The sequence below is a fragment of the Streptomyces sp. NPDC047853 genome (assembly GCF_043204535.1).
GTDB lineage: Bacteria > Actinomycetota > Actinomycetes > Streptomycetales > Streptomycetaceae > Streptomyces.
On the sequence record NZ_JBIDCI010000042.1, the window covers coordinates 1 to 10,644 of the forward strand.

The window sequence follows — 10,644 nt, forward strand, 5'->3', positions numbered from 1 at the left end:
GGGTGGTAGGTGACGGTGTGCGGGAAGTACGCCCCCACGTCCGTCACCCCGAGCACGTCGACGAGGAACTCCGTCAGCTCGTACGTCTTCGGCACGAGGGAGGCGGCGGCGTCCGAGAGGTCCCGGCCCCGGCCCTCGGCCAGCGCCCTGGCGCCGATCCTGGGGTAGTTGTCGCGGACCATGGCGACGCAGGAGCCGGAGGGGGTGACGACGTGGTCGTAGCCCTCGAAGGCGCGGGCCGTGCGGCGGACCAGGGGTTCGGTGGCGCGCCGGTACCCGGTGTTGTACTGCGGCTGCCCGCAGCAGGTCTGGGCGGCCGGGAAGTCCACCTCGACCCCGAGGCGTTCGAGCACCTTGACGGTCGCGATGGCGGTGGACGGGTGGAGGGCGTCGTTGACGCAGGTGGCGAAGAGGGCTACGCGCACGGCGGTTCCGTTCGGGCGGGGGTGAGCCTGGCGGCTGCCGCGTCCCAGGCGGCGCCGTCGCCCCGCGGGCTGTAGCGCCTGAGATGCTGGGTGGCGGCGACGAGCCGGCGCATGTCGGCCAGGTCGGTCACCAGTCCGGCGGCCCGGGCCTGGACGAGGATGTTGCCCAGGGCGGTGGCCTCGGTGGGCCCGGCGATGACGGGCAGCCCGGTGGCGTCGGCGGTGAGCTGGCAGAGCAGGTCGTTGCGCGAGCCACCGCCTACCAGGTGGACGTGGGTGAGGTCGCGGTCGGCGAGTTCGGCCGCCTGCCGCAGGGTGCGGCGATGGGCCAGGGCCAGGCTCTCCAGGATGCAGCGGACGACGGCACCCTGACGGTCGGGGACCTGCTGGCCGGTGCGGCGGCAGTAGTCCCGGACGCGTTCCGGCATGTCGCCCGGAGCGAGGAACGCCGGATCGTCCGGGTCGACGAGCGCGGCGAACGCCGTGGACCGGGCGGCCTCGGCGAGGAGCACGGGGATGCGGGTGGGCAGGCCCTGCGCCTCCCAGGTGCGCCGGCACTCCTCCAGCAGCCACATGCCCATGATGTTGCGGAGGTAGCGGACGGTGCCGTCCACGCCCAGTTCGTTGGTGAAGTTCGCGGCCCGGGACGCCTCGGTCAGCACCGGGGCGTCCAGTTCGAGTCCGGCCAGCGACCAGGTGCCGCACGAGATGTAGGCGAAGTGCGGTGCGGTGGCCGGGACCGCGGCGACGGCGGAGGCGGTGTCGTGCGAGGCGACGGTGACGACCGGCGTGCTCGCGTCGAGACCGGTGTGGGCGGCGACGTGGGGCAGGAGGGTGCCGGCCGGGTCGCCGGGGTGGCGCAGGGGCGGGAGCAGCCCGGGGTCGAGGGACAGCCGGTCGACGAGCTCCGCGGACCATGTGCGGGTGCGGGCGTCGAGGAGGCCGGTGGTGGAGGCATTGGTCGCTTCCGCGCCGACGGTTCCGGTGAGCCAGTGGACCAGCAGGTCCGGTATGAGCAGCAGGGTGCGGGCGGTGCTCAGCTGACTGGTGCCGGTGGCCGAGGCGAGCTGGAAGACGGTGTTGAACGGCAGGTGTTGAAGCCCGGTGGTGCGGTACAGCTCCTCCGGCCCGACGCGGGGCCAGACCCGCCGCGCCGCGTCGTCGGTGCGGCCGTCCCGGTAGTGGTACGGGGTGCCGAGCAGGACGCCGTCGGCGTCGAGGAGCCCGTAGTCCACGGCCCAGGTGTCCACTCCCACAGAGGCGACCGAGCCGGCCCGGGCGGCCTCCCGCAGCCCGTCGAGGGTGCCCTGGAAGAGCGCGAGCACGTTCCAGTGCAGTCCGTCGGGCAGGCGGACCGGAGTGTTCGGGAACCGGTGGACCTCGGTCAGGTCGAGGTTGTCCGGGCCGACCCGGCCGAGGATCACCCGTCCGCTGGTGGCCCCGAGGTCGACCGCGGCGAACGCCGAGGGGAAGGCCGAGGAGGTGGGGGTGGTGGTCACGTGCTGGTACCTCCGCTGTGCGCGGTGAGGAAGGGAGGGGCGCCGGGCGCGGCGACGGGCCGGGGGGTGCAGGGGGTGCAGGGGGTGCGCCGAAGGGTGACAGGCACCTGCGCCGGGGCGCACGCGCAGCAGAGCGCGGCGCGCGGCGGCGGCTTGGGGTGGCCTTCCGGCGAGGCGCTCCGATGCCGTCGCGTGCGTCGCGCCGGCATCGGAGCGGGCCCTTCGGCTCAGCGCAGGAAGGCCGCGGCGACCCCCGCGTCCACCGGGACGTGCAGCCCGGTGGTGTGGGTGAGGTCGCCCCCGGTGAGGGCGAACACCGCGTTCGCCACGTGCTCGGGCAGCACCTCGCGCTTGAGCAGGGTGCGCCGGGCGTAGAACTCGCCCAGCTTCTCCTCCTCCACGCCGTACACGGCGGCCCGCTGTGCGCCCCAGCCGCCCGCGAAGATGCCGGAGCCGCGGACGACCCCGTCGGGGTTGACGCCGTTGACGCGGATGCCGTGCTCGCCCAGTTCGGCCGCCAGCAGCCGTACCTGGTGGGCCTGGTCGGCCTTGGTCGCCCCGTAGGCGATGTTGTTGGGGCCCGCGAAGACACCGTTCTTGGAAGCGATGTAGACGATGTCGCCGCCGAGCCGCTGGGCGGTCATCACCCGGGCGGCCTCCCGGGAGACGAGGAAGGAGCCGCGGGCCATGATGGCGTGCTGGAGGTCCCAGTCCGCGGCCGTGGTCTCCAGCAGCGGCTTGGAGATGGAGATGCCGGCGTTGTTGACGACCAGGTCGACGCCGCCGAAGGCGAGCACGGCCTCGGCGAACGCGGCGGCGATCTGCTCCTCGCTGGTGACGTCCACCGTCACGGCGACGGCCCGGTCCGGCCCGCCGAGTTCCTCGGCGACGGCGGCGGCGCCGGGGCCGTCGAGGTCGGCGACCACGACGCAGGCGCCCTCGGCGACGAGCCGGTGGGCGATGGCCCTGCCGATGCCCGAGCCGGCGCCGGTGACCAGCGCGACCCGGGTGGCGAGCGGCTTGGGCGCCGGCATCCGGCGCAGCTTGGCCTCCTCCAGCTCCCAGTACTCGATGCGGAACTTCTCCGACTCCTCGATGGGGCTGTAGGTGGAGACGGCCTCGGCGCCCCGCATCACGTTGATCGCGTTGACGTAGAACTCCCCGGCGACGCGGGCCGTCTGCTTGTCCTTGCCGAAGGAGAACATGCCCACGCCCGGCACCAGGACGATCGCGGGGTCGGCGCCGCGCATCGCGGGCGAGCCGGGGACGGCGTGCCGCTCGTAGTAGGCCCGGTACTCCGCCCGGTACTCGGTGTGCAGCTCCGCCAGCCGGGCGATCGCCTGCTCCAGCGGAGCGCCCGCGGGCAGGTCCAGGACCAGCGGGCGGACCTTGGTGCGCAGGAAGTGGTCCGGACAGGACGTGCCCAGTGCCGCGAGGCGCGGGTGCTCGGCGCGGGAGAGGAAGTCCAGCACCGCCTCCGCGTCCGTGAAGTGCCCGACCTGCGGCAGGTCGGCGGAGGCGAGGGCGCGGACGTACGGGGCGAGCGCGGCGGCACGGGCGCGCCGTTCCTCGTCGGGCAGCGGCTCGTAGCCCTCCCGCACCGGCCCGAACGGCTCGGGGCGGCCCTTCTCGGTGAGGAACGCCTCGGCGGTGCGGATGATGTGCAGCGAGTTGGCCTCGCACTCCTCGGAGGTGGCGCCCCACGCGGTGACGCCGTGACCGCCGAGGACGCAGCCGACGGCCTGCGGGTTGGCTGCCTTGATCGCGGCGATGTCCAGGCCCAGCTGGAAGCCGGGGCGCCGCCAAGGGACCCACACGACCTGGTCGCCGAAGCACTCCGCGGTCAGCTTCTCGCCGTCGGCCGCGCAGGCCAGCGCGATCCCGGAGTCGGGGTGCAGGTGGTCCACGTGGGCCGCGTCGACCAGGCCGTGCATGGCGGTGTCGATGGAGGGCGCGGCGCCGCCCTTGCCGTGCAGGCAGTAGTCGAACGCGGCGACCATCTCGTCCTCGCGCTCGACGCCCGGGTAGACGTCCTTCAGGGCGTGCAGCCGGTCGAGCCGCAGCGCGGCCAGTCCTTCCGCCCTGAGCGTTCCCAGATCGCCGCCGGAGCCCTTCACCCACAGCAGTTCCAGCTCTCCGCCGGTGACGGGGTCGGTGGCGGTGCCCTTGGCGGAGGTGTTGCCGCCCGCGTAGTTGGTGTTGCGCGGGTCCGCGCCGAGCCGGTGCGAGCGCGCCAGGAGCCCGGCGACTTCGGGATGGAGGGCGGAGGCCATGATGATCTTTCCTTCGGGAGGGGTTGACGACGGAGGGGCCCGGGACCGCGCGCGGCGCCCGCGGCGGCGGCTACGCGCCCCAGCCGGCCTGCTCGCCGCCGACACGGTCGGCGACGATCCGCTCCTGCCAGCCGCTGGCGCGGTAGGCGGCGATCGGGTCGGGGTGCAGGCCCTTCTCCTCGCGGATCTCCGCCAGCAGCGGCCGGACGTCGGTGTCGTACGCGTCCATGAGTACGGCGTTGGAGGCCAGGACGTCGCCGTCCGCCTGGGCCGCGGCCAGTGCCTCGGCGTCGATCAGCAGGGCTTTGGCGGTCGCCTCCTGCACGTTCATCACGGAGCGGATGATCGCCGGGATCTTGGCCTCGATGTTGTGGCACTGGTCGAGCATGAAGGCCACGCCGGCGGCGGGGGCCAGGCCGCCGTTCTTGATCACCTCGTGCAGGATGCGGAAGAGCTGGAAGGGGTCCGCGGCGCCGACCATCAGGTCGTCGTCGGCGTAGAAGCGGGAGTTGAAGTCGAACCCGCCGAGCTTGCCCTCGCGCAGCAGCACCGCCACGATGAACTCGATGTTGGTGCCGGGCGCGTGATGCCCGGTGTCCACGACGACCTGTGCCTTCTCACCGAGCTTCAGGCAGTGCGCGTAGGCCGTGCCCCAGTCGGGGACGTCCGTCGTGTAGAAGGCGGGCTCGAAGAACTTGTACTCCAGGAGCATCCGCTGCCCCTCGCCGAGCCGCTCGTAGACGGCCTGGAGGGCCTCCGCGAGCCGGTCCTGGCGGGCGGTGATGTCGTCCTGGCCGGGGTAGTTGGTGCCGTCGGCGAACCACAGTTTGAGATCGCGGGAGCCGGTGGCGTCCATGATGTCGACGCACTCCATGAGGTGGGCGAGCGCCTTGCGCCGCACCGCGGCGTCCGGGTGGCAGACACTGCCGAGCTTGTAGGAGTCGTCCTGGAAGACGTTGGCGTTGATGGCGCCCAGTTCCAGACCACGGTCCATGGCGTGCGCGGCCAGGGCGGCGTAATCGTCCACCTTGTCCCAGGGGATGTGGAGGGCCACCCTGGGGGTGATGCCGGTGAACTCGTGCACCTTGGCCGCGTCGTCCAGCTTCTCGCGCGGCGTCCGCGGCACACCGGGCTGCGCGAAGACCTTGAAACGCGTTCCGGAGTTGCCGTAGCCCCAGGAAGGCGTCTCGACCCGCTGGTCGGCGAGTGCGGTTCTCACGGCAGTGATGTCAGGCATGTCCACCTCTGGATGCGCAAGCTGCCCCGTCGCGGGACTTGAACGGCCCATTGAATGAATCGATTCAGGCTGACGCCGAAGCTAGCCCGGACCCCACCTCCCGTCAAGGCCCCCGCACCGCTCAGCCCTTCTGCTGCCTGCCCTCTCCCGCTCACACCGGACGACCGCACGGGCTCCGGACCCTTGACGTCCCGGACGGGCTGAAGCTAGCTTCCCGGCAACCCCGTTGAAACATTTCACAACGGGGCTTCCGCTCGGCAGTACGGGAGACCGCCCATGACCCCATCCGAACCGGAGCCCCCTCCGGTGCTCGCACTGGAGGGAGTGAGCAAGTCCTTCGGTGCCGTCCGAGCCCTGCGTGACGTGTCACTGCGCCTGTACGCGGGCGAGGCCCACGCCCTGGCGGGCGAGAACGGCGCCGGCAAGTCCACCCTGATCAAGACGCTCGCGGGCGTGCACCGTCCGGACGCCGGCACGGTCCTCCTCGACGGCCGGCCGGTGGAGTTCCACGGTCCGGCGGACGCCCGCGACGCGGGGATCGCCGTGATCTACCAGGAGCCGACGCTCTTCCCCGACCTGTCCGTCGCGGAGAACATCTTCATCGGACGGCAGCCCCGCCGTTCCCTGGGCAGGGTGGACCACCGCGCCGTCAAGGCCGCCGCGGCCGAGCTGTTCGCCCGCCTCGGGGTGGCCCTCGACCCGGACCGGCCGGCCCGCGGCCTGTCCATCGCCGACCAGCAACTGGTGGAGATCGCCAAGGCGTTGTCCCTCGACGCCCGTGTGCTGATCATGGACGAGCCGACGGCGGCGCTCACGGGCAGCGAGGTGGCCCGGCTGTTCGGCGTGGTCGAGGCGCTGCGCGAGCAGGGTTCTGCGGTGCTGTTCATCTCGCACCGCCTGGAGGAGATCTTCGAGCTGTGCGGGCGGGTCACCACCCTGCGCGACGGTGCCCGGATCGCCAGTGAGCCCCTCTCCGAACTCGACGAGGACGCTCTGGTGCGCCGGATGGTCGGCCGCGAACTCGGGGAGCTGTACCCCAAGCAGGAGACCCGGGTCGGCGAGGTCGCCCTCGGCGTGCGCCGGCTGACGCGTGAGGGAGTCTTCACCGACGTCTCCTTCGACGTCCGGCGCGGAGAGATCGTCGGTCTCGCCGGGCTGGTCGGGGCGGGCCGCAGCGAAGTGGCCCGGGCCGTGTTCGGAGTCGACGGGTTCGACGGCGGCGAGGTCGAGGTGCTCGGCCGGAAGCTGCCTCCGGGGGCTCCGAGCCTGGCCATGGCCGCCGGTGTCGCCCTGGTGCCCGAGGACCGCCGCGCTCAGGGCCTGGTGATGGACATGTCCATCGAGCGGAACATCGGGCTCACCGGCTTCGCCGCCACCTCCCGGGCCGGGCTGATGAACCGGCGGGCCGAGCGGAGCCGCGCCGTCGACTGGGCGACGAAGCTCCAGGTGAAGTACGCCCGCCTGGCCGACGTGGTGGGCACCCTGTCGGGCGGCAACCAGCAGAAGGTCGTCCTGGCCAAGTGGCTCGCCACGGCTCCTCAGGTGCTCATCGTGGACGAGCCGACCCGCGGCATCGACGTGGGGACCAAGGCGGAGGTGCACCGTCTGCTGTCCTCGCTCGCCGCCGACGGCGTGGCCGTGCTGATGATCTCGTCCGACCTGCCGGAGATCCTCGGCATGGCCGACCGGGTCCTGGTGATGCACGAGGGCCGCCTGACCGCGGAGATCCCCAGGGCGGAAGCGACCGAGGAGACCGTGATGGCAGCCGCGACCGGTCGCACCGACCGAGGGAGGGATGCGGCATGACCACCACCGTCGAATCGGTGCGGCAGGAGGCCGCCCCGGAGGCCGCCGCCGCACGGCGGCTCGTGGACCGGATGGTCAAGGCCCGTGAACTGGCCGTGATCGCCGTGCTGGTGGTGATGCTCGGCGCCACCCAGCTGTCCAATTCCGCGTTCCTCTCGGAGCAGGGCATCAGGGACCTGCTGCTGAACGCGACCATCCTCGTGCTGGTCGCGATCGGCCAGGCGATGGTCGTCATCACCCGCAACGTCGACCTGTCGGTCGGCTCGGTGCTGGGCATCTCCGCGTTCGCCGCGGGCCTCTGCCTCGAGGACGGCGGACACCCGCTCGTCGCCGTCCTGCTGGCCGTCGGGCTCGGCGCGCTGTTCGGTGTGGTCAACGGGGCGCTGGTGAGCCTCGGCAAGGTGCCCGCCCTGGTGGTGACCCTGGGCACCCTGTACGTCATCCGCGGCATCGACTCCCTCTGGGTCGGCTCCCGGCAGATCACCGCGAGCGCCCTGCCCGACGGGTTCGTGGACTTCGGCAGCGACGGCATCTCCGTGGTGCCCCACCTCGCGCTGCTCACGCTGGCCGTCCTGGTCGTCGTGGCCTACTACCTCCGCAGCTACCGCAGCGGACGGGACATGTACGCCCTGGGGTCCGACCCGGAGGCGGCCCGCCTCGCCGGCATCCCGGTCCGGGCCCGCGTCATGACGGCCTACGTGGTCTGCGGAGCACTCGCCGGACTCGCCGGTGCCCTCTACCTCGCCCGGTTCGGCAACGTGGACTCCAACACCGGCAACGGGTACGAACTCGTCGTGGTGAGCGCCGTGGTCGTCGGCGGCGTCGCCTTCACCGGCGGCTCGGGCACCGTGTACGGCGCCGCGCTCGGCGCGGTACTGCTCACCTCCGTCAACGGTGTGCTCCCCGCCCTCGGCGTGAGTTCGGTCTGGGTCACCGCCATCAACGGCTGCCTGCTGCTGCTCGCCATCGTCGTCGACCGGATCCTGGCGCTCCGGGTCTCCGGAGCCCTGCGCAAGAAGGCCGCACAGTCGAGGAGTGCCCGCCGTGCCTGACACCACCGCCAAGTCGCCCGCGCTCTCCCGCCTCGGCGGCGCGGTGCGCTGGGACACCTCGGTCGGCGCTCTGCTGGTCGTCCTGCTGATCTGCTCGTTCTCCTTCGTCGAGAACTTCGGCAACGCCCTGAACCTGTCGTTCCTCATCGGCAACACCCTGCCCATCGCCCTCATCGCCCTGCCGATGGCGATGCTCGTGGTCTCCGGCGAGGTGGATCTCTCGGTGGCCTCCACCGCCGGTCTCTCCAGTGCGGTGATGGGCGCGCTGTGGAACGCCGGGATGGCGATCGAGACGATCATCCCGCTCTGCGTCCTGCTGGGCCTGGTCTGCGGCCTCGTCAACGGCCTGCTGGTCACCCGGCTCGGGCTGCCCTCGCTGGCGGTCACGATCGGCACGCTCGGCGCCTACCGGGGCATCGCGCAGATCGTCCTCGGCTCCGACTCCGTGACCGACTTCCCCGCGCAGTACCTGGACTTCGGTGCGGGCCGTTTCGGGGACACGTTCCTCCCGTACGCGGTGGTGCCCTTCGTCGTCCTGCTGGCGATCGCGGTCGTCGTGCTGCACGCCACGCGCTTCGGGCGCTCGCTGTTCGCCATCGGCTCCTCCGAGGAGGCCGCCCGCTTCGCCGGTGTCCGGGTCAAGCGGCTCAAGCTGGCCATGTTCGTGACCACGGGGGTCGTCTCGGCGCTCACCGGCGTCTTCTGGACCCTGCACTACGCCAGTGCCCGCTACGACAACGCCACCGGTCTCGAACTGTCCGTGATCGCCGCGGTGCTGCTGGGCGGCATCGACTTCGACGGCGGCAAGGGCACGCTCGGCGGCGCCGTCGCCGGTGTGTTCCTGCTCGGCACGATGCAGAACGTGATGAGTCTTTCGAACGTCACCGCCCAGTCCCAGACCGTGGCGACGGGGGTCCTGCTGGTGATCTCCGTCCTGGCTCCGCGGATCGGTCGCCGGATCTCCGAGGCCCGGGCCCGGGCGAGAGGGGCCGCTCCCCCACCGGTGGCGGCCCCGAGCCCGTAGGGCCCGTGTCACCGGTTCACCTCGGGACCGGCCGACAGCGCGGCCCGTCCCCCCGCCCCTCCCCCGCCCCCTCCCGCCCAGGCAAAGGAACGTCACATGTTCGGCACCACCACCGGATCGCGCCGCCTGACCCTCGCCCTGGCCACCGTCACCGTCCTCGCCCTGGGTGCCACCGCCTGCGGCGGCACCACCAAGGACGACGCCGCCGAGGAGAGCGGCAGCGCGGCCGCCGGCAAGGCCGACCCCCAGGCCGAGACCAAGAAGGGCCTCACGGTCGCCTTCCTGCCCAAGCAGGTCAACAACCCCTACTTCACCACCGCAGACAAGGGCGGCGAGAAGGCGCTGCGGGAACTGGGCTCCGAGTACAAGGAGGTCGGCACCAGCAGCGGCACCGACACCGCCGGCCAGGTCAGCTACGTCAACACGCTGACCCAGCAGCAGGTCGACGCCATGGCCGTCTCCGCGCAGGACCCCGGCGCCCTGTGCACCGCCCTCAAGCAGGCGATGCGCAACGGTGTCAGCGTCGTCACCTACGACTCCGACACCGACAAGGACTGCCGCCAGGTCTTCGTCTCCCCCGCCTCCGCCGAGGACCTCGGGCGCACCCAGGTGGAGCTGCTGGCCGAGCAGATCGGTGGCAAGGGCGAGATCGCGATCCTGTCCGCGGCGCAGACCGCGACGAACCAGAACACCTGGATCGACGTCATGAAGAAGGAGTTGAAGAAGCCCGCCCACAAGGACATCAAGCTCGTCAAGGTCGCCTACGGGGACGACGACGCGCAGAAGTCCTTCCAGCAGACCCAGGGCCTGCTGCAGGAGTACCCGGACCTGAAGGGCATCATCTCCCCCACCACCGTGGGCATCAAGGCCGCCGCCCAGTACCTGTCCGGGTCGAAGTACAAGGGCAAGGTGAAGCTCACCGGGCTCGGCACCCCCAACGACATGCGCGCCTACGTCAAGAACGGCACCGTCGAGCAGTTCGAGCTGTGGGAGCCGGCCAAGCTCGGTGCTCTCGCCGCCCGCGCCGCCGTCGCGCTCGAGTCCGGCCAGATCACCGGCAAGGAGGGCGAGACCTTCGCCGCCGGCGACCTCGGCACGATGACCATCGGCGCGGACGGAGTGATCTCGCCGGGTGAGCCGACCGTCTTCGACGAGGTCAACGTCGACGAGTACGACTTCTGATCCGCAGGGCAGCCGTGGGGGCCCCCCCCCGGGCGGGGGCCCCCCCCCCCCCCCCGGGGGGGGGGCGCCCCCCCCCGGCGGGTTTGATATGAAGGTGCCCGCCCGCCAGGGCGCCCCGTACCCCGCCCCCCCCCCCGCCCGGTGGG

The 10,644-nt window shown here is 72.1% G+C and carries 8 protein-coding genes; 4 read left to right on the top strand and 4 right to left on the bottom strand.

Annotation, left to right across the window (positions count from 1 at the left end):
* The 4 genes from ACGF5T_RS35875 to rhaI form a co-directional block, all read right to left on the bottom strand.
* On the bottom strand, positions 1-425 hold a 425-nt coding region (locus ACGF5T_RS35875; RefSeq protein ID WP_361010714.1), incomplete at its 3' end, for a (Fe-S)-binding protein.
* Complete coding sequence (locus ACGF5T_RS35880) at positions 416-1,924, bottom strand: rhamnulokinase family protein (protein ID WP_366769374.1); 1,509 nt, start codon at positions 1,922-1,924, stop codon at positions 416-418. The genes ACGF5T_RS35880 and ACGF5T_RS35875, both read right to left, overlap by 10 nt.
* Positions 1,925-2,151: 227 nt before the next feature.
* The gene (locus ACGF5T_RS35885) at positions 2,152-4,197 is read right to left on the bottom strand and encodes a bifunctional aldolase/short-chain dehydrogenase (protein ID WP_361010710.1); all 2,046 of its coding nucleotides are present in this window, start codon (positions 4,195-4,197) and stop codon (positions 2,152-2,154) included.
* Positions 4,198-4,267: 70 nt separating this feature from the next.
* Positions 4,268-5,434: an L-rhamnose isomerase gene (gene rhaI, locus ACGF5T_RS35890; RefSeq protein ID WP_366769375.1), complete on the bottom strand. Its 1,167-nt coding sequence runs from the start codon at positions 5,432-5,434 to the stop codon at positions 4,268-4,270.
* 276 nt (positions 5,435-5,710) lie between these two features.
* Between rhaI and ACGF5T_RS35895 the strand changes: the two genes are divergently transcribed.
* The 4 genes from ACGF5T_RS35895 (at position 5,711) to rhaS (ending at position 10,498) form a co-directional block, all read left to right on the top strand.
* Positions 5,711-7,240 (top strand): sugar ABC transporter ATP-binding protein, encoded by a 1,530-nt coding sequence (locus tag ACGF5T_RS35895; RefSeq protein ID WP_366769376.1) that lies wholly within the window; start codon positions 5,711-5,713, stop codon positions 7,238-7,240.
* The gene (locus ACGF5T_RS35900) at positions 7,237-8,292 is read left to right on the top strand and encodes an ABC transporter permease (RefSeq protein ID WP_366769377.1); all 1,056 of its coding nucleotides are present in this window, start codon (positions 7,237-7,239) and stop codon (positions 8,290-8,292) included. The genes ACGF5T_RS35895 and ACGF5T_RS35900 overlap by 4 nt, the downstream gene beginning before the upstream one ends.
* The gene (locus tag ACGF5T_RS35905; RefSeq protein WP_366769378.1) at positions 8,285-9,316 is read left to right on the top strand and encodes an ABC transporter permease; all 1,032 of its coding nucleotides are present in this window, start codon (positions 8,285-8,287) and stop codon (positions 9,314-9,316) included. Before ACGF5T_RS35900 ends, ACGF5T_RS35905 begins: the two co-directional genes overlap by 8 nt.
* 96 nt (positions 9,317-9,412) lie before the next feature.
* Positions 9,413-10,498 carry a rhamnose ABC transporter substrate-binding protein gene (gene rhaS, locus ACGF5T_RS35910; protein ID WP_366769379.1) on the top strand — a complete coding sequence of 362 codons (1,086 nt, stop codon included), beginning with the start codon at positions 9,413-9,415 and terminating at the stop codon, positions 10,496-10,498.
* Positions 10,499-10,644 lie beyond the last annotated feature (146 nt).

Excerpts from the sequence above, each read along its gene's own strand:
- rhaS (WP_366769379.1), top strand. The coding sequence starts at position 9,413 with ATGTTCGGCACCACCACCGGATCGCGCCGCCTGACCCTCGCCCTGGCC.
- ACGF5T_RS35885 (WP_361010710.1), bottom strand. The coding sequence starts at position 4,197 with ATGGCCTCCGCCCTCCATCCCGAAGTCGCCGGGCTCCTGGCGCGCTCG.
- rhaI (WP_366769375.1), bottom strand. The coding sequence starts at position 5,434 with ATGCCTGACATCACTGCCGTGAGAACCGCACTCGCCGACCAGCGGGTC.
- ACGF5T_RS35895 (WP_366769376.1), top strand. The coding sequence starts at position 5,711 with ATGACCCCATCCGAACCGGAGCCCCCTCCGGTGCTCGCACTGGAGGGA.
- ACGF5T_RS35900 (WP_366769377.1), top strand. The coding sequence starts at position 7,237 with ATGACCACCACCGTCGAATCGGTGCGGCAGGAGGCCGCCCCGGAGGCC.